Origin of the sequence: Mycolicibacterium helvum (assembly GCF_010731895.1) — a bacterium.
GTDB lineage: Bacteria > Actinomycetota > Actinomycetes > Mycobacteriales > Mycobacteriaceae > Mycobacterium > Mycobacterium helvum.
Genome location: NZ_AP022596.1, coordinates 4,745,776 through 4,763,837, shown reverse-complemented (window position 1 = coordinate 4,763,837; position 18,062 = coordinate 4,745,776). Strand labels below are relative to the sequence as shown.

The window sequence follows — 18,062 nt, the reverse complement described above, 5'->3', positions numbered from 1 at the left end:
TCGGCCGACCCGGGTGATCAGCCCGCTTTCTCCTGATACGGCGAGTATTTGTCGCGTCCGACGACACCGGAGTGCTGGGCCGACATCGTTGCGACCTGCACGCCCAGCCGCCTCGCCTGATCCAGGTTGATGTAGATCCCGGCCCCCTGCCGTCCGGTGCTGACGATTCCCTCACCGAATCCGCGCAGCGCCGTGTCAAGCAGGTCGAGTTGGTCGGCCGAAGCGTCGAAATTCGCGTACGCGTCGGTGGCCACGTCGGACCCGAGAAAGTCGACCGCGCCACCCGGAAGCAGGATCGACATGTCCTTCAATGCCGTCGCGGCGACGTCGAACGATTGCCCGGTCGGCACGGTGTACTCCAACCCGATGACACCCAACGGGCAGTGCAGGCTCTGCCACTCGCCGTAGTTGTTGAACCGGTGCGCCCGGATGCCGGCGTCGTGGGTGTACAGCCACTGATAGCCGCGCCAGCTGGCCGGGCAGTCACGGACGTGCACCACGCCGACGATGAGATCTCGCCGCCCCGATTTCTGCGCAATGGCGTCGCCGAGGTCATCGAGGCCCAGGCTTACGGCGAGGTTTTCAGGACGGCCGGTGGAGATGATCCGGTTGCACGACACGGCAACGTCCCCGCCAGCACCCGACACAGTGACCGAAAAGCGGCCACCGACCGATCGAGCTATCGCGGTCACCCGAGAATCGAAGAGCCACTTCACTTGATCGCCAAGCAATTCGGCCAGACCCGACCACAACACTCCCACCCCGCCCCGCGGGTAGAAGAAGCGATCGACCACGTCAGCCGGCCGCGGCGAGCGACCCGGCTTGGGGATCGCGGTAGCCAGTACCGAACCGACGCGGGGCGACAGTATCCGCTGTGCCGCCCACCCCGCCGGGATGTCCCTGGGGTCAACTCCGAAGACTTTCCGCGCATGGGGTGCCATGAACGTCTCGGCGAGAAACGGGCCGTACCGGTTCTTCACCCACTCGTCGAGGTTGTGATCCTCACGACCGGTCGGCGCCCTCAACTTCCAGGCGGCCAGCGACGCGGCTCCGCGAGCGCGCACAGGCCAGGGAACCGACTCACGGAACTGCTGTGTGTCGAAGGGATAGGCGACGACGTAACCGTCGCGCAGGATGCCGCTGCGCCGGCCGATATCGGACATCGGGATACTCCCGAGCCGACGTGCGAAGTCGAGCCACGCCCGGCGCTGATTGGGCGTCGCCGACAGCAGGCGGTGACCGCCGAGGTCGATGTCGTTGCCGGCCACGTTCGCCGAGCGCGCCAGCCCGCCCACCCGTCCGGTGTGCTCCACGACGGCAACCGACACGCCGGATGTGACAAGGGAATCTGCCGCTGTGAGACCTGTGGGACCGGCTCCGATAATCAGAACATCGACAGAAAGGGGAATATCGTCGCCGGGGCTAGACGAAACCACCGACGCCCGTTCTGTGCGCGAAAGTGTTTGCCGCAGAGCGGATAAGAACCGTCAAGACATACCCCCCATCGGCAAGACACTACAGTGCCGACATTGTATTGAAACGCAGGAAACTTTATCCGGATGCCGAAGAACGAAGCGAGTCCGGATGGCTCGTGTCGATTCGGCCGCACTGTTCCAGTGAGTTTCGCCAGCAAAGTATGGACCTTCACTGTGACGTGGAGCGAATAACGATGTCCCCTTCAAAGAGTGCGACAAAGTTCGCTCCCATTAGATTGAGGCGAAATTTGCGCATTTCATGATTCTTAGTGTGGCCGCGGGAAATTTTGCTGAATGAGCCCGTAGATAAACCATTCCGCCGTCGCCGCAGCTGTTCTACGCTTCGGGCTCAGCACCTTCCGGGGCCGCCGCATCGCTGCGAATGTCGATGCGCCAGCCGGTCAGTCGGGCGGCCAGCCGAGCGTTTTGGCCCTCCTTGCCAATCGCCAGCGATAGCTGGAAATCGGGCACCACCACTCGCGCGGCGCGCGTGGCCGCATCGATGACCGAGACCGACACCACCTTGGCCGGCGAGAGAGCGTTGGCGACGAAGCGGCCCGGGTCCTCATCGAAATCGATGATGTCGATCTTCTCGCCGGACAACTCGCTCATCACGTTGCGCACCCGCTGCCCCATCGGTCCGATGCAGGCCCCCTTGGCATTGAGGCCGGGCACCCGCGACGCGACGGCGATCTTGGACCGGTGTCCCGCCTCCCGGGCCACCGCCACAATCTCCACCGACCCGTCGGCGATCTCGGGCACCTCAAGGGAGAACAACTTGCGGACGAGGTTGGGGTGGGTGCGCGACAACGTGATCAGCGGCTCGCGCGCGCCGCGACTGACCCCGACGACGTAGCAGCGCAGCCGATCGCCGTGCTCGTAGCTTTCCCCGGGTACCTGCTCGGCGGCCGGGATGACGCCGTCGGCGCCCTTGGCCTCACTGCCCAGCCGCACCACAACCAGTCCACGGGCGTTGGCGCGAGCATCCCGCTGGATCACGCCGGCCTGGATATCGCCCTCATGAGCGGAGAACTCGCCGAAGCTGCGCTCGTTCTCGGCATCGCGGAGCCGCTGGGACATGACCTGGCGGGCCGTCGTGGCCGCGACCCTGCCGAAATCCTCTGGGGTGTCGTCCCATTCGCTGATCAGGTTGCCGTCGGCATCGGTCTCCCGGGCCATCACCTGGACAACACCGGTCTTGCGGTCGATCTCGATGCGCGCATCGGGCTGATGGCCCTCGGTATGCCGATAGGCGGTCAGAAGAGCTGACTTGACGGTGTCGAGCAGCTCGTCAACCGAAATACCGCGATCGATCTCGATCGCATGCAGGGCGGTCATGTCGATGTTCATGCTCCGGCCTCCTTTCCTGCTGCCCCAGCTAGCTCCAGCTCGCGCACATTTGGTGATGAAAATTCAACCTGGACAACGGCTTTGACGATCTCGACAAGCGGGATCCGGCGTACCGTCCAATCACCGCGATCACGCACCACCAGATCGACGGCACCGTCGGATACCGTGCCCAGCCTGCCGGGGACAGTGGTCCCATCGGCGAGTTCGACGTCGACTTTGCGGCCGTGTGAGCGGCGAAAGTGCTTCTCGGCGGTCAGTGGCCGCTCCACCCCCGGCGAGGTGACCTCCAAGACGTAGGCATCGTCGCTGTCCAGGGCGTCCAGCAGGGCCGACGCCGACCGGGACAGCTCGGCGACAGCGTCCAAGTCCAGTGGCTTGTCACCGTCGGCGATGACCGTGATGCGCGGCGGCTGGGGGCGAACGTCGATCACAACGTCTTCGATTTCATATCCGGCGCGCGCGAACTCACCACCGAGTAGCTCGATCACCTGCTTCTGGGTTGGTAGCCCCGTAGAACGGCCAGCCACGGCGAGCTCCTCATCTTGAGTTGTTCTGATCTGCGTCGGATGCAGGGCTCTCTACACGAGGGTCGAAGAGAGCCAGGCATCAACGATACGCCAGCGCAGGCCGCCGCAATGGCAGGATGTTGGCGTGCTGAGCCCAGATCCCAGCCCATTCGGCGGCATCACCCGGCGACGGGTCCTCGTCGACGCGAGCCGTGGGCTGGCGTTGTTCGCGCTGCTCGGTGCGGCGAGCACCGCATGCGGGACGAATCCGCCGCCCGAACCTGATCCGCTGGAACAACAAGCCGAGCTGGCCCGTCACGACAGCGAACTGGCCGCGGCCGCGGCGAAGACCGCCCCGCCTGCTCTGGCGCCAGCGTTGACCGAGGTAGCCGCCGAACGCGGGCGACACGCCACCGCGCTGGCCGACGAGATCGCCCGGCTCGCCGGCAAACCCAGCACCACCACCGCGGCGCCCACCACCACGTCGGCCACCGCGGCGCCGCCACCCACGGTGGCCGATGTCGTCGCCGCGTTGCGCGGCTCGGCCGACAGCGCCACCAAACTGGCCCCCGCCTTGTCCGGATATCGCGCGGGGCTGCTCGGCTCGATCGCAGCGTCCTGCGCCACCGCCTACACCGTGGCGCTGCCCTCAGGGAAGGCCGGTCAATGACCTCACCACAGCCGACACCGTCGACCACGCCGGATCCCGACCGGCCGTCGGATGCCGCCGCGGCGGCGCTCTTCGACGCCGTGGCCGCCGAGCACGCCGCGATCTACGGCTACGGCATCGTGTCGGCACACAGCTCCCCCGATGAGAACGACCTGGTGTCGGCGGCGATGGCCGAGCACCGCGAGCGACGTGAGGCGGCGATCGCGCTACTGACCGGCCGTTCGGTCAAAGCACCCCTGCCGGCCGCGGGCTATCAGCTGCCGATACCGGTCAACAACCCCAACGACGCGGCCAACCTCGCCGTGCGGATGGAGGACGACTGCGCGGCGGCCTGGCGCGCGGCACTCGAGCAGGCGAACTCCGAACAGGACCGCACATTCGCGGTCACAGCGCTGACCGACGCGGCGATCGCCGCGGCACGCTGGAAGCAGGTCCAGGGGATCCGGCCGGTGACGGTGGCGTTCCCCGGCGGCACCGAGTAACTGCGATTTCGGCGCGTGAACCGCCGCTAGGCGAACGAGAGCGCGCCGAAATCGCTCAAGAGCGGGGCTCGGCCAGCGCCGAGACGACTTCCGCGGCGGCGCTTTCCACCCCGATCTCACGGGTCTGGCCGGTGAACCGATTACGCAGCTCCACGACTCCGTCGGCCCAGCCGCGCCCGACGACCACAATCCACGGCATCCCGAGCAGCTCGGCGTCCTTGAACTTCACCCCCGGCGATACGGTGCGGTCGTCGAGCAGGATCTCAAGGCCCAGCCGGTCCAGATCGCGAGCCAGCTCCTCGGCACCGGCCCGGGCCTGCGCGTCCTTGTTGGCGATCACCACGTGCACGTCGAACGGCGATACCGACGACGGCCAGCGCAACCCCAGCTCGTCGTGCTGCTGTTCGGCGATCACCGCAACCAGCCGGGACACCCCGACACCGTAGGAGCCCATGGTCAGTCGCACCGGCTTGCCGTTCTCGCCGAGCACGTCGGCGGAGAACGCGTCGGTGTACTTGCGGCCCAGCTGGAAGATGTGTCCGATCTCGATGCCGCGCGCCGACACCAGCGGTCCGGCGCCGTCGGGTGACAGGTCACCGTCGCGCACCTCGGCCGCCTCGATGGTGCCGTCGGCGACGAAGTCGCGGCCGGCCACCAGTCCGACGACGTGCTTGCCGGTTTCATCGGCGCCGGTGATCCACGCCGTACCGTCCACCACACGCGGGTCGACCAGATAGCGAACGCCGTTGGCCAGCAAGCCTTTCGGGCCGATATATCCCTTTCTCAAGAACGGGTTCTTGGCAAAGTCTGCGTCGTCGAGCAGCGCGTACTCCGCCGGCTCCAGCGCGGCGCCGAGGCGCTTGTCGTCGACCTCCCGGTCTCCGGGCAGCCCGATGGCCAGCAGTTCCCACTCACCACCTGGCTGGCGCACCTTGAGCAAGACGTTCTTGAGGGTGTCGGCCGCCGTCACCTCCCGGCCCAGGCCCGCAGAGTTGGCCCACTCGACCAGTGTCGCGATGGTCGGGGTGTCCCCGGTGTCGTGCACGGTCGGCTCGGGCAGACCTTCGAACGGCAGCGACTCCGGCACGGCGGTGACCACCGCCTCCACATTGGCCGCATACCCCGATTGAACGCAGCGCACGAACGTGTCCTCGCCAACCTCGCTTTCGGCCAGGAACTCCTCGGAGGCGGATCCGCCCATCGCGCCAGACACCGCCGAGACAATCACGTAGCGAATTGCCATGCGCTTGAACATGTTTTGGTACGCCTCGCGGTGCGCGTGGTAGGCGGTCTTGAGGCCGTCGTCGTCGACGTCGAAGGAATACGAGTCCTTCATGACGAACTCGCGCCCGCGCAGGATGCCGGCCCGCGGGCGCGCCTCGTCGCGGTATTTCGTCTGGATTTGGAACAGCGTCAGTGGGAAGTCCTTGTAGGAGCTGTACTCCCCCTTCACCGTCAGGGTGAAGAACTCCTCATGGGTGGGTCCCAGCATGTAGTCGTTCATCCGGCGGTCCTTGAGCCGGAACACCCCGTCCCCGTACTCCGTCCAGCGGTTGGTGGTCTCATACGGCGCCTTCGGCAGCAGCGCCGGGAACAGAATCTCCTGCCCGCTGATCGCGACCATCTCCTCGCGCACGATCTTCTCGATCTTGCGCAGTACTCGAAGGCCCAGCGGCAGCCACGTGTACAGCCCCGGCGCCACCGGCCGGACGTAGCCGGCACGGATCAGAAGTTTGTGGCTGGGCACTTCGGCGTCGGCTGGGTCATCGCGCAGGGTGCGCAAGAACAGCTCGGACATGCGGGTAATCACAGTGGGCCAGCCTAGCGATGAGCGCCTGCGCGAAGAGCCAACGGCCCCCTTGGCCTCAGTCCCGTCCCTGCCAGGTACAGACGCAGACCTCGTTGCCCTCCGCATCGGCCAGTACCCAGAACGCCGGCGCTGCCGAATCGGACAGCAGCGTGCCGCCCGCGGCGAGGGCCGCGGCGACCCGTTCAGCAGCCGCGTCGTGCGGCACGTCGACGTCGAGATGGATGCGGTTGCGCTGCGGCCGCGGCGCGGCCATCTGCTGGAACCAGATCGCCGGTCCGTGCCCCGACGGGTCGATCAGCCCGTCGGACAGATCAGAGGGTCCCGGCTCGTCGACGTAGCCGGTGACCGCTTTCCAGAACGGCCGAACTCCCGCGATGTCCATCGCGTCGATGGCGATCTCCAGCGCCTGCACCGAGCCCCGCCCGAACCGCAGTCCATGGCCGGTCAGCGCCGCCGAGATCGTGTGCGCCAGGGCGATGTCCAGGCCGGTCACCGCCCACTGAGTTGCCGACTGCAGGCGCAACACCACCTGCCGCGCCCGGATGTCGACGCTCAGATGGCCCTGGCCGTCCTCGCCGACGGCACGCACCGCCCGTGTCGCGACCTCGGCCCCCTGAGCCAGCGAGGCCACCTCGACGTCGATGTAGATCGCGCCGAGCACCAGACGCCAGCCCACTCCAGCGACCGCGTCGGAGATCTCCTGACGGCTCGGCCGACCCGACGATGCAGTCACCGTCGGAAGCCTAACGATGTCGCAGTGAGGAATCGCCGGGGCGCAGTTTCGCACGCGCGCCACCGGCACGGCATGCTGTGATGTGCGGGCACAGTTCAGCGGGAGGGGCGCGGTGGATCCGGAACTGCCTGATAGCCAGACCGATGACTTCGGCCCACCAGCCGTCGTCGCACGCGGCATCCGGATGCGCGGCCCGTGGGGTCCGGTCTATGGGCCGGTGGACCTCGAGATACCGGTCGGCGGGTTCAACGTCTTGGTCTGTCCGGCCGGCTCGGGGCGTACCGCACTATTGATGACGATCGCTGGGCGAATGGCGCCGCAGTCTGGTGAGCTGACGGTGTTCGGCGCCGACTCGGCTCACGCAATCTTCGCGAAGTCGGCCCTGGCCGGTATCGATGAACTCGACACAGTTCCCGAGTCGGTCACCGTCCGTGATCTGATCACAGAGCAATTGCGTTGGGACGCACCGTGGTACCGGCTGGTGCGGAGAGCGGACGCAGCCGCGCTGAGCGCGATGTGCGCACCAGTGTTCGGGCCTCATCCGCTGCCTCCCCTCACTGAGTACTTCGAAGAGCTCTCCGAACTCGACCGGCTACTGCTTCGCATCGCCCTAGCCAATACGAAGCGCCCGCCGTTACTCGTGGTCGGCAACCTCGATTTCGTCACCAGCGACCTCAACCGGGACCTGCTCATCGAGCGGCTGATCGAACTGGGCCGCGATCAGACCGTGGTCACCACGACAGTCAACGGGGTTGAAGGGCACGACGTGCGGTCACAGATCCCGGTGGCCAACACCGACCGGGCTGAATTATCAGAGACGCAGAAAGGGACGGGTTGACGATGCTCGCCGGAATGTCGCTCGGCACCGACCTCAAGCGGTACTCCCGGGGCCTACTCCCCCGGATCGCCCTGATCACGATCATCTTGATGCCGCTGCTGTACGGCGCCATGTATCTGTGGGCGTTCTGGAATCCCTTCGCCGCGGTCAACAAGGTGCCCGTCGCCCTGGTCAACGAGGACCGAGGGGCCCAGGCCCAAGACAAACCCCTGCGGGCCGGCGACCAGGTCGCCCAGGCACTGAAAGATTCCGGCCAGCTGCTGCTGCACGAGGTATCGGCAGCCGACGCCGCCAAGGGACTGGCCGACGGCACCTACTACTTCACCATCACCATCCCGCCGGATTTCAGCGAAGACATCGCCTCACCCTCGGGCGGCGACCCCACCCAGGCCAGCCTCAGATTCACCTTCAACGACGCCAACAACTACCTCGGCTCGATCATCGGCCAGAACGCTGCCAGAGAAGTGATCAACCAGGTCAACTCCAGCGTCGGGGAACAGACCGTCGGCACCGTGTTGACCGGACTGACCGATGCCGGCGCAGGCCTCACCGCCGCGGCTGACGGAGCCGGACGGCTGGCATCCGGCCTGGACACCGCCGACGCCGGGGCCCATCAGCTCGCGACCGGCTCGACCACTCTCGCCACCAGCATGGCGACCGCCCGCGACGGTGCGGCCCAGCTGGCCACCGGCACGCGACAGCTCAACACCGCCGTCACCACGGCAACCGATCCACTCGTCCACGTCTTAGAGCGCGTCGACAGCCTGGGTCTCGATCCGGCCGAGGTCGGTGCGGTGGCCGAACACCTCAGCGGAGCGGTGCGTTCGACCTCCGACCGGATAGCCGCGCTGCACATCGACCAGACGCAAGCTGCCGCCATCGTCGATCAGGCGGTGGCCACGCTGTCCAACAATGCCGACCCCACCGTGCGCGATGTCGGCACCGTCCTCGCAGGTGCCCAAAGGCTGCTTCGCGCACAGGGCATCGACCCCGCCACCGACGACGGGCTGGCCCGGCTACGCGACAGCGCCGCACGACTCGAAAGCGACTTAGGCGATCCCAACAGCGCGTTGCGGACTTTCCTCACCGCAGCGGTCGACGGCAAGCTCCGCGCCGATGTCCTCAAGCTTCGCAGTGGCGTCCAGCAGCTCGATTCGGGGACGCAGCGGCTCAGCACCGGGCTCGTGGCGTTGACCGACGGCAGCCGCCAGCTTGCGGCGGGCGCGCAGCGGTTGGCCGACGGTACCGGACAGTTACGCGACGGCAGTCGGGAACTGGCCGACAAACTGCGACAGGGCTCGACGCAGGTGCCATCATGGACACCGCAACAGCGGCAGGTCGTCGCTAAAACGGTTGCGTCCCCGGTGAATCTGGACCTGGTCACACACAACGCGGCGGCCACCTTCGGCACCGGCTTCGCGCCGTTCTTCCTCCCGTTGGCACTGTTCATCGGGGCGCTCATAATCTGGATGCTGTTGACGCCGTTGCAGTCTCGGCCGATCATCAACGGGCTCGGCGCGCTGCGTGTGGTCCTGGTCTCCTACTGGCCTGCGTTTCTCGTCGCGGTGTCCCAGGTCCTCGTCATGTACGTCGTGGTGCACTACGGCGTCGGGTTGAAGGCCCGCTACCCGCTGGCGACGGTGGCATTCCTGATCTTGGTCATCGCCACGTTCCTCGGCATCATCCAGGCCTTCAACGCGGTGTTCGGCGTGGCCGTCGGGCGCGTCGCCACGTTGGCGTTCCTGATGTTGCAGCTGGTGTCGGCCGGGGGGATCTATCCGGTGGAGACCACGGCCAAGCCGTTCCAGGTGATCCACCCGGCAGACCCAATGACCTACGCCGTCAACGGGTTACGTCAGCTGATCAACGGTGGAATAGACCACCGATTATGGATTGCGGTGGCGGTGTTGACCGGCGTGCTCGCCGCATCGCTGGCCGCCACCGCCTGGGCCGCCCGGCGCAACCGCCAGTACACGATGGAGCGGCTGCACCCACCCATCGAGGTCTGACCCCGGCTGCCACTAGGGTGGATGGGTGACACCTGAATCGTCGCCCACGGCGTCTGCTGCGTCTTCTCTGGCGGCCCAAACCTACTCCGGCCGGATGCCGTCCCATGTCGGTGACATGGCGGTCGAGACGCACGGCATCGCACCGATCCCGCCGGACAACCGGTACGGATCCGCGCGGCGACTGTTCACGGTGTGGTTCGCCCCTCAGGTCAACATGACGGTGGTGTTCACCGGCACCCTGGCCGTGGTGCTGGGATTGGGATTCTGGCTCGGCCTGCTGGCGATGGTGATCGGCACGCTCGTCGGCTCACTGGCTGTCGGCTATCTGTCCACCTGGGGCCCGCGCACCGGCACCGCGCAATTACCCAACGCGCGCATGGCATTTGGTGGCACCGTCGGGGTAGTCGCGGTGATCCAGTGGTTGTCGTCGATCGCCTGGGACGGCCTGGTCGGGCTGTTCGGCGGTGAGGCGCTGGCCGAGTTGCTTGGCATGCCGTTCTGGCTGGCGGTGGTCATCGTGCTGGCCGCCCAGGGTGTCCTCGGTGTCTTCGGCTACGAGGTGATCCACCGCGTGCAGGCCGTGATGACCGTCGTCCTGATCGTCACCTTCGCGGTCTTCGCCTGGAAGCTGATCGACGGGCATCCGGTGATCTCGCTGCCCACCCTTGGTGGCGCGGATCTGGCCGGGGCGTTCGTGCTGGAGGTCACCATCGCATTGAGCCTGGCGATCTCGTGGGCCAGTTATGCCTCGGACTACAGCCGCTACCTACCGGTGAACACCTCGCGGAAGGCGGTGTTCGGTTACACGTTCGGCGGCCTGGCGATGGCCTACATCGCGGTGCAGGCCATCGGGGTGGCCGCCGCGGGCACGCTCACCGATCAGACCGCCGCGGGCGTGCGCGAGATCATGGGCGGCGGCGTGCTGGGCGTGGTCGCGCTGCTGGCGATCGCGGTGGGTTCGGTCACTTCCAACGCGATGAACGACTACAGCGGGTCGCTGGCGCTGCAGACCGTCGGCGTTCGAGTGCGACGGCCGGTGTCGGCGGTCGTGGTGGTGGTGATTGCGTTCGCCCTGATCATGTGGCTGCACTCCGGTGACCTGGCCACGCGTTTCCAGGGCGTGCTGCTGTTCGTCAGCTACTGGATCCCGGCGTTCGTCGCGATCGTGGCCATCGACTGGCGCTACCGCAGCGCCGGACGCGACACCGTCAACCCCGCCGCCGAGGCGACGCCGCGCAGCGACGCGCTGGTGGCGTTGGGGGCGTTCTTCGTGGCGTTCGCCGCGGCGGTGCCGTTCATGCACACCAACCTGATCGTCGGCCCGGTAGCCACCGCGCTGCACGGCGCCGATCTGGCCTACTTCGTGAATTTCCTTGTTGCAGGGGCGGTTTACGGCGGCTATCGGCTGGTGCGGGCGCGCCGCTGAGCCCTACGGGCTGAATCGATTGTCCAGTGCGGTGAGCAGTCCACGCAGCTCGTTGATGCGCGCATTGAACCGTTGGATGTCCTGACGCTGCCGGATCTCACGGTGCTCGGTTCTCGCCGCCAGCGTTCGTGCGGCCAGGATTTCGAGTTCGTCGAGTTCCTGGCGCAGAAGCTCCTCGAAAAGGCGTGCCTGCGCTCGATCAGCAGGGTGGGCAGGCTGTGCCGGCCAGGACGTGAAGGCTTCGTGAGGTACAGCAACCACGCGCATCACCCATATCCTCACCCTGCTTCCGCTTGGATCAATGACCGCGCCGTACCGGCTCGGTAAGGATATGTTCACGCCACCGCAGTCTGCAGTGTGAGCGCTTAGAGTTCGCCGGCCTCGACCGCTTCGCGGGTGTGCTGGGCGGCGGCGATGTCCCTGGTCGAGAAGCCGATCCCGAGTGCGGCCACGCCGACGAGCAGCGCGATGCCGGCCACCCACAGCAGCGAATAGGTGTAGCCATAGCCGAGCGCGTCGAGCTGGGCGGGCGTCATGTACTTCACCGGCCCCGTCGTGCCGCCCAGATACAGCGTGCGGGAGGTCTGCACGGCCTGGATGACCACCAGCACCAGCGGGCCGCCGAGGTTGAACACCATCAGCGTGATCGAGGAGACCGGACCGATCTCGCGGGGGCCGACATTGGCCAGCGTGCACAGCGGCAGGATCACCGAGATGATGCCGATCCCGAGACCGCCAACGACGATCGGGACGAAGAGGTCGGGGAAGTACGGGATCTGGCGGTTCAGCGTCGAGCCGTAGAGCATGGCCGCGAGCACGAGCAGTCCGCCGCCGAGGATCACCCAGCGCGGCGGCACCCGCAGCGCCAGCTTGGTGGCCGCGACGTTGCCCACGACGAAGGCGGCCGCGAACGGCATGAAGCAGATCCCCGCCCGCAGCGGCGAATAGCCGAGCACATCCTGCACGAGCAGACCGATCATCACGCTGAGGGTCAGCATCACTCCGCCGGCCAAGAAGTACGCGGCGAAGGAGGCGACCCGGCTGCGGTTGTCGAACACCGAGAACGGCACCAGCGGGTTATCCGCGCTGCGCTCGACGATCAGGAAGGCGACCAAGAACCCCACCGCGGCCACGCCGGCGCCGATCACCCAGGGATCGATCCAGCCGCGGGGCGGGCCCTGGGTGAAGACCAGTACGGCCGCGGTACACGCCAGTGTGGCCAGCAGCGCGCCGGTGATGTCGAGTTTGAGTCGTTCGTGGCGGGTTTCCTCGAGACGGGTGAGCGCGACGATGATGATGAAGATGCCGACCGGCACGTTGACCAGGAACGCCAGCCGCCAGGACAGGCCGGTCAGCGCGCCACCCAGGACAAGCCCCAGCACCGAACCGAGGCCCTGCATGGCCGCCGACACCGCCAGCGCCTGATTACGGGCATGCCCGACGGCATACGTGGTGGCGATCAGCGCCAGCCCGGTCGGTGCGGCCACCGCGGCGCCCATGCCCTGCACGGCGCGCGCCACGATCAGTGTCCACTGGTCATTGGCCAGCCCGCAGGCCAGCGAGGCGATGGTGAACACGCCGACGCCGGAGATGAACGCCCGCTTGTGGCCGACGGCGTCACCGACGCGCCCGCCGAGCAGCAGCAGGCCGCCGAAGGTCAGCACGTAGGCGGTGATCACCCAGCTCTTGGAGGCATCCGACAGACCGAGCTCGGCCTGCATGCGCGGCAGGGCGACGATCACGATGGTGCCGTCCAGCGTGGACATCAACTGCATGCCGGTGATCGCGACGATCGCGACGCCAAGAACACGGGAGGCAAGCGGTCTGGTGGCCGGTAGCGGACCACTCGCGCCAGACATGGGAAGCAACCCTACCGTCCCGAATTCGGGGCCTGGCGCGCCGAAACGGAAAGGAGGTGGAGAGTTAGAGCTCTCCGGCGTCGATCGCGTCTTTGACTTCCTGGGCGTGCGCGACCTGCGCCGCGGTGTAGCCGATGAACAGCGCGACCGCGCCGACGATCACCGCGACGGCGGCGACCCACAGCAGGCCGTAGGTGTAGCCCTGGTCCAGGGCGTGCAGCTGTGCGGGATTCATCTTCTTCACCGGGCCGGTGGTGCCGCCCAGGTACAGCGTGCGCGAGGTGATGACGGCCTGGATGATGGCCAGCACCACGGGTCCGCCGAGGTTCTGCAGCATCAGCGCAATCGCCGAGACGGGGCCGATCTGGTCGAATCCGACACCGGCGATCGCCGACACGGTGAGCGGCACGACGATCATGCCGATGCCGAAGCCGCCGACCGTGATCGGGATGACAAGGTTCGGGAAGTACGGAATGCCGCCGTTGAGGGTGGAGCCATAGATCATCGCGGCCAGCACGAGCACGCCGCCGGCGATCACCAGCAGGCGTGGCGGGAAGTGTGACACCAGCTGCGACGACAGGCCCAGGCCGATGCCTAGGGCGATCACGAAGGGGATGAAGCCGATACCGGCTTTGAGCGCGCTGTAGCCCATGATGTCCTGCACGTACAGGCCGATCAGCACCGTCAGCGTGAACATCACGCCGCCGGCCAGGAACACCGCCGCGAAGGTCGCCACTCGGTTGCGGTCGCGGAACAGGGCGAAGGGCACCACCGGGTTGACCGCGCGGCGCTCGACGAAGAAGAACGCGATGAAGGCCAGCACGGCCGCCGCGCCCGCGGCCAGCGTCACCGGGGATGCCCAGCCGTTCTCGGGTGCCTGGGCGAATCCGAACACCGCGGCGGTGCAGCCGACGGTGGCCAGCAGCGCGCCGGCGGCGTCCATCTTCATCCGCTCACGCTGGGTTTCCCGCAGGGTGTTGCGGGCGAGGTAGATCATCAGCAGGCCGATCGGCACGTTCACCAGGAACGCGAACCGCCACGAGACCTCGACCAGGGCACCGCCGACGACCAGGCCCATCACCGAGCCGATGCCCGTCATGGCGGCGAACACCGCGGTCGCGGCATTACGCGCCGGCCCCTTGGGGAATGTGGTGGCCACCAGCGCCAGACCGGTGGGTGAGGCAATTGCGGCGCCGACACCTTGCAGCAGGCGCGCAATCACCAAAGTTGCTTCGTCCCAGGCGATACCACACAGCACCGAGGCGATGGTGAACAATGCGACGCCGACGATGAAGGTGCGCTTGCGGCCGATGGTGTCGCCGAGCCGACCACCGAGCAGCATCAGGCCGCCGAAGGTCAGCACGTAGGCGGTGATGACCCAGCTGCGTCCCGCATCAGACAGGCTCAGCTCGTCCTGGATCTTGGGCAATGCCACGATCGCGACGGTGCTGTCCATGGTGGCCAGCAGCTGCATGCCGCCGATGGCGGTGACCGCGGCGAGGAAGCGCCGCGAGGGCAGCCACGCCGGGTACCTACTGGTTCGTTCCAGCGACGTTGGCTCGAGGCGCACGGGGACAGCGCGCTCTGAACTGTTGGCGGTCGCCCGCGCAGCGTCGTTGAGAGCCGTCATACCGGCCAACCCTACAGGAATCTTAAGGAATCTTTAAGCGCCGAATGCCACGGGGAGACCCACAACCGGACCGATCACAATGATCGCGGGAGGCCTAATACCGTCGGTTCGAATGCGCGCCGGCGCATCGCGCAGCGTGGTCCGCACAACCCGTTCGGCGGCCGTGGTGCCGTGCTGCACCACCAGAACTGGCGTTTCCGCAGGTCGACCGCCCATAATCAGTGCGTCCGCAAACAGTTCGATGCGTTCGACGGCCATCAGCAGAACTATCGTTCCGGTCAATTGCGCGAGCGCATTCCAATTCACTAACGATTCCGGGTGGTCGGGCGCCAGATGGCCGCTGACCACCACAAACTCGTGGTTGACGGCCCGGTGGGTGACCGGAACTCCGGCCATCGCGGGCACCGATATGGCACTTGTCACACCCGGCACGACTGTGACCGGTATCCCGGCCTCGGCGCAGGCGAGAACTTCCTCATATCCGCGGGCGAACACGAACGGATCCCCGCCCTTGAGGCGCACCACGAAGCGGCCCGCTCTGGCCCGCTCGATAAGAACGTTGTTGATGGCTTCCTGAGCCATCGCCCGCCCGTACGGGATCTTGGCGGCATCGATGACCTCGACGTGCGGCCCGAGTTCGGCCAGTAGCTCGGGCGGGGCCAGCCGGTCTGCGACGACGACGTCGGCGCGGGCCAAGAGGCGCCGGCCGCGCACGGTGATCAGCTCGGGATCACCGGGCCCGCCCCCGACCAGGGCCACGCTGCCGGGCGAGATGTCGCCCGGTTGCTCAGGGCTGTCCAACGCGATCAGTCCCTGCTGGAATGCCTCGCGGATGGCCGACCGGATGGCCGCCGAGCGGCGGTGTTCGCCGCCGGCCAGTACGCCCACCACCAGCCCGTCGTGGTCGAACGACGCCGGTGTGACGGCGGTGCCCTCTCGTGCGATGTCGGCGCGTACACAGAAGATCTGCCTGCGGTCGGCCTCGGCGACGACGGCGGCATTGACATCCGCGTCATCGGTGGCGGCGATCGCGTACCACGCTCCGTCGAGATCGCCGTCGCGGTAGTCGCGGAGCTGCAAAGTGATGCCGGGTGTCGTGGTGGACAGGACTTCCACCGCTGGCGTCGCGGCGCGGGCGATCACATGCACATCGGCGTCACTTCCGATGAGCAACGGCAGGCGTCGTTGCGCCACCGTGCCGCCGCCGATCACGACGACCTTCTTACCGGCCAGGCGTAAGCCGACGAGGTAGGCGTTCTCGGTCACCGGCCGAGCTTAAAGCGTGCCGCCGCATGTTCGACAAACCGTCCGATTGAGCGTGGCTGCGCGGCGGGGTGGGTGTGCAGATACGACGCATGCACACCGGCGCACACCGCGCCCTCGGTAACCGGTTGGCCGTCGTAGGACCGGAACGCCCAAGCGGGTTCGACGGTGCCGGTGAATTCGGCTGTAGTGCGGTGGAATTCGTGGCCGACGACCCGCTCCCCCGCCGCGTGCAGTGACGACTCCGACAGTGCCACGGCTTCCCGGTAGCCCAGGGTCAACCGCTGGGTGAACCGCGCCGAACCGGCCAGCACCCCGCACATCGGATGCCCGTCCAGATCATCCATGAGGTAGGCGAGCCCGCCGCACTCGGCCTGCACGGGTGCGTGGCCGGCCAGCTCACGGATCTGGGCCCGCAGTTCGGTGTTGGCCGACAGGTCGGCCAGGTACTGCTCGGGGAAGCCGCCCGGCAGCACCAGGGCGGCGGTGTGCGCGGGAAGAAGTTCCGCGAGCGGGTCGAATTCGACGATATCGGCGCCGGCCGCGCGCAGCAGCTCCGGGTGTTCGGCGTAGCCGAAGCTGAAGGCCTTGCCGGCGGCCACGGCGACGACGGGACGTGCCGCGGTGGGTGGCCCGACGACGTCCTCGGGGGCCCAGGGCGGTGCCGACACCCGCGAGCCGCCCACCGCGACGACGGCGGGCAGGTCGACATGGCGCGCGACGAGCGTGGTCATCGCGGCGACCGCGGCCAGCGCCTGCTCACCGTGCTCGACGGCGGTGACCAGACCCAGATGCCGCGAGGGCACCGACAATTCGTCCTGGCGCGGGATCGCACCGAGCACCGGCACCCCGGCCGCGTCACAGGCTTGGCGCAGCACCTGCTCGTGGCGGGCGGTGCCGACCCGGTTGAGGATCACCCCGGCAATGTGAATACCGGGATGAAATGTCGAAAACCCTTGGAGCACAGCGGCGATACTCTGGCTCTGACCGCGGGCGTCGACCACCAGCAGCACCGGGGCGCCGAGCAATTCGGCAACATGCGCCGTGGAGCCGCGGGCCGGGGTGACGATGTGCTCGTCGATGCGGCCGTCGAAAAGGCCCATCACCCCTTCGATCACAGCGATATCCGCGTCGCGGGTGCCGTGCCGATACAGCGGTCCGATCAGCTCTTCGGGCACCAGGACCGGGTCGAGGTTACGGCCGGGCCGGCCGGCAGCGAGCGCATGGTAGCCGGGATCGATGAAGTCGGGACCGACCTTGAACGGCGCGACCCGATGCCCGGCCGCCCGCAGTGCGCCGATCAAACCCGTTGCTACCGTGGTCTTTCCGCTCCCCGATGCGGGGGCGGCGATCACGACGGCCGGAATGGACACCATGCTTACCACTCAATACCGCGCTGGCCTTTGCGGCCGGCGTCCATCGGGTGTTTGACGCATTCCATCTCGGTCACCAGGTCGGCGGCGTCGATCAGCCGCTGCGGGGCATCGCGGCCGGTGATCACCACGTGCTGGCCGCCTGGCCGCGCCAGCAACGTCTCGACAACGTGATCGACGTCGACCCAGCCCCATTTCAGCGGGTAGGTGAACTCGTCGAGGACATAGAAGTCATGGCGCTGGTCGGCCAGCCGTGCGGCGATCTCGGCCCAGCCTTCGGCCGCGGCGGCGGCGTGGTCGTCGTCCGACCCGGTCTTGCGGGTCCAGGACCAACCCGAACCCATCTTGTGCCACTCGACCGCGCCGCCGATGCCCTGTTCGGTGTTCAGCCGGCCGAGTGCGGCGAACGCCGACTCCTCGCCGACCTTCCACTTGGCGCTCTTGACGAACTGAAACACCGCCACGCTCATCCCGGCGTTCCACGCCCGCAACGCCATTCCGAAGGCCGCGGTCGACTTGCCCTTACCGGGCCCGGTATGCACCGCGAGCACCGGGGTGTTGCGCCGGGCACGCGTGGTCAGGCCGTCGTCGGGTACGGCGATCGGCTGGCCCTGCGGCATGGTCGGTCCCCTTCCAAC

Annotated in this window: 16 protein-coding genes; 5 read left to right on the top strand and 11 right to left on the bottom strand. The window is 67.4% G+C overall.

The window, feature by feature from the left end; translation table 11 throughout:
• Positions 1 to 17 precede the first annotated feature (17 nt).
• The 3 genes from G6N38_RS22350 to rimP all read right to left on the bottom strand — a co-directional run bounded on the left by G6N38_RS22350 (position 18) and on the right by rimP (position 3,352).
• Positions 18 to 1,436: an FAD-dependent oxidoreductase gene (locus G6N38_RS22350; RefSeq protein WP_246227374.1), complete on the bottom strand. Its 1,419-nt coding sequence runs from the start codon at positions 1,434 to 1,436 to the stop codon at positions 18 to 20.
• Positions 1,437 to 1,811: 375 nt separating this feature from the next.
• Positions 1,812 to 2,825, bottom strand: a complete 1,014-nt coding sequence (gene nusA / locus G6N38_RS22345; protein WP_163750182.1) for a transcription termination factor NusA — start codon at positions 2,823 to 2,825, stop codon at positions 1,812 to 1,814.
• Positions 2,822 to 3,352 (bottom strand): ribosome maturation factor RimP, encoded by a 531-nt coding sequence (rimP, locus tag G6N38_RS22340; protein WP_163750181.1) that lies wholly within the window; start codon positions 3,350 to 3,352, stop codon positions 2,822 to 2,824. The genes nusA and rimP overlap by 4 nt, the downstream gene beginning before the upstream one ends.
• 124 nt (positions 3,353 to 3,476) lie before the next feature.
• On the opposite strand from rimP, the gene G6N38_RS22335 reads away from it, so the two are divergent.
• Complete coding sequence (locus tag G6N38_RS22335; RefSeq protein ID WP_163750180.1) at positions 3,477 to 4,001, top strand: hypothetical protein; 525 nt, start codon at positions 3,477 to 3,479, stop codon at positions 3,999 to 4,001.
• A complete protein-coding gene (locus G6N38_RS22330) occupies positions 3,998 to 4,483 on the top strand; it encodes a ferritin-like domain-containing protein (protein WP_163750179.1) in 486 nt (161 codons plus the stop codon). The genes G6N38_RS22335 and G6N38_RS22330 overlap by 4 nt, the downstream gene beginning before the upstream one ends.
• Positions 4,484 to 4,538: 55 nt before the next feature.
• On the opposite strand, the gene G6N38_RS22325 is transcribed toward G6N38_RS22330, so the two are convergent.
• Positions 4,539 to 6,293: a proline--tRNA ligase gene (locus tag G6N38_RS22325; RefSeq protein WP_163750178.1), complete on the bottom strand. Its 1,755-nt coding sequence runs from the start codon at positions 6,291 to 6,293 to the stop codon at positions 4,539 to 4,541.
• A 55-nt stretch (positions 6,294 to 6,348) separates the two neighbouring features.
• Positions 6,349 to 7,026, bottom strand: a complete 678-nt coding sequence (locus G6N38_RS22320) for a 4a-hydroxytetrahydrobiopterin dehydratase family protein (protein WP_246227372.1) — start codon at positions 7,024 to 7,026, stop codon at positions 6,349 to 6,351.
• A 184-nt stretch (positions 7,027 to 7,210) separates the two neighbouring features.
• Between G6N38_RS22320 and G6N38_RS22315 the strand changes: the two genes are divergently transcribed.
• From G6N38_RS22315 to G6N38_RS22305, 3 genes are all read left to right on the top strand, one after another.
• Complete coding sequence (locus G6N38_RS22315; protein ID WP_179968438.1) at positions 7,211 to 7,864, top strand: ATP-binding cassette domain-containing protein; 654 nt, start codon at positions 7,211 to 7,213, stop codon at positions 7,862 to 7,864.
• Positions 7,865 to 7,878: 14 nt separating this feature from the next.
• A complete protein-coding gene (locus G6N38_RS22310; RefSeq protein ID WP_163750175.1) occupies positions 7,879 to 9,873 on the top strand; it encodes a YhgE/Pip domain-containing protein in 1,995 nt (664 codons plus the stop codon).
• 94 nt (positions 9,874 to 9,967) lie between these two features.
• Positions 9,968 to 11,299 (top strand): purine-cytosine permease family protein, encoded by a 1,332-nt coding sequence (locus G6N38_RS22305; protein WP_163752261.1) that lies wholly within the window; start codon positions 9,968 to 9,970, stop codon positions 11,297 to 11,299.
• Between the two features lie 3 nt (positions 11,300 to 11,302).
• Here G6N38_RS22305 and G6N38_RS22300 read toward each other — a convergent pair whose 3' ends face one another.
• The 6 genes from G6N38_RS22300 to cobO all read right to left on the bottom strand — a co-directional run bounded on the left by G6N38_RS22300 (position 11,303) and on the right by cobO (position 18,044).
• Positions 11,303 to 11,560 carry a hypothetical protein gene (locus tag G6N38_RS22300; protein WP_163750174.1) on the bottom strand — a complete coding sequence of 86 codons (258 nt, stop codon included), beginning with the start codon at positions 11,558 to 11,560 and terminating at the stop codon, positions 11,303 to 11,305.
• 104 nt (positions 11,561 to 11,664) lie between these two features.
• Positions 11,665 to 13,158: an MFS transporter gene (locus tag G6N38_RS22295; RefSeq protein WP_163750173.1), complete on the bottom strand. Its 1,494-nt coding sequence runs from the start codon at positions 13,156 to 13,158 to the stop codon at positions 11,665 to 11,667.
• A 64-nt stretch (positions 13,159 to 13,222) separates the two neighbouring features.
• Positions 13,223 to 14,788 (bottom strand): MFS transporter, encoded by a 1,566-nt coding sequence (locus G6N38_RS22290; protein ID WP_163750172.1) that lies wholly within the window; start codon positions 14,786 to 14,788, stop codon positions 13,223 to 13,225.
• 33 nt (positions 14,789 to 14,821) lie between these two features.
• Positions 14,822 to 16,054 carry a uroporphyrinogen-III C-methyltransferase gene (cobA, locus tag G6N38_RS22285; protein WP_163750171.1) on the bottom strand — a complete coding sequence of 411 codons (1,233 nt, stop codon included), beginning with the start codon at positions 16,052 to 16,054 and terminating at the stop codon, positions 14,822 to 14,824.
• The gene (locus tag G6N38_RS22280; protein WP_407663012.1) at positions 16,051 to 17,424 is read right to left on the bottom strand and encodes a cobyrinic acid a,c-diamide synthase CobB; all 1,374 of its coding nucleotides are present in this window, start codon (positions 17,422 to 17,424) and stop codon (positions 16,051 to 16,053) included. Before G6N38_RS22280 ends, cobA begins: the two co-directional genes overlap by 4 nt.
• A gap of 5 nt (positions 17,425 to 17,429) precedes the next feature.
• The gene (gene cobO, locus G6N38_RS22275; protein WP_163750169.1) at positions 17,430 to 18,044 is read right to left on the bottom strand and encodes a cob(I)yrinic acid a,c-diamide adenosyltransferase; all 615 of its coding nucleotides are present in this window, start codon (positions 18,042 to 18,044) and stop codon (positions 17,430 to 17,432) included.
• Between the last annotated feature and the right edge of the window lie 18 nt (positions 18,045 to 18,062).

Excerpts from the sequence above, each read along its gene's own strand:
- G6N38_RS22310 (WP_163750175.1), top strand. The coding sequence starts at position 7,879 with ATGTCGCTCGGCACCGACCTCAAGCGGTACTCCCGGGGCCTACTCCCC.
- nusA (WP_163750182.1), bottom strand. The coding sequence starts at position 2,825 with ATGAACATCGACATGACCGCCCTGCATGCGATCGAGATCGATCGCGGT.
- cobO (WP_163750169.1), bottom strand. The coding sequence starts at position 18,044 with ATGCCGCAGGGCCAGCCGATCGCCGTACCCGACGACGGCCTGACCACG.
- G6N38_RS22330 (WP_163750179.1), top strand. The coding sequence starts at position 3,998 with ATGACCTCACCACAGCCGACACCGTCGACCACGCCGGATCCCGACCGG.
- G6N38_RS22290 (WP_163750172.1), bottom strand. The coding sequence starts at position 14,788 with ATGACGGCTCTCAACGACGCTGCGCGGGCGACCGCCAACAGTTCAGAG.
- G6N38_RS22315 (WP_179968438.1), top strand. The coding sequence starts at position 7,211 with ATGCGCGGCCCGTGGGGTCCGGTCTATGGGCCGGTGGACCTCGAGATA.
- G6N38_RS22305 (WP_163752261.1), top strand. The coding sequence starts at position 9,968 with ATGCCGTCCCATGTCGGTGACATGGCGGTCGAGACGCACGGCATCGCA.
- G6N38_RS22295 (WP_163750173.1), bottom strand. The coding sequence starts at position 13,158 with ATGTCTGGCGCGAGTGGTCCGCTACCGGCCACCAGACCGCTTGCCTCC.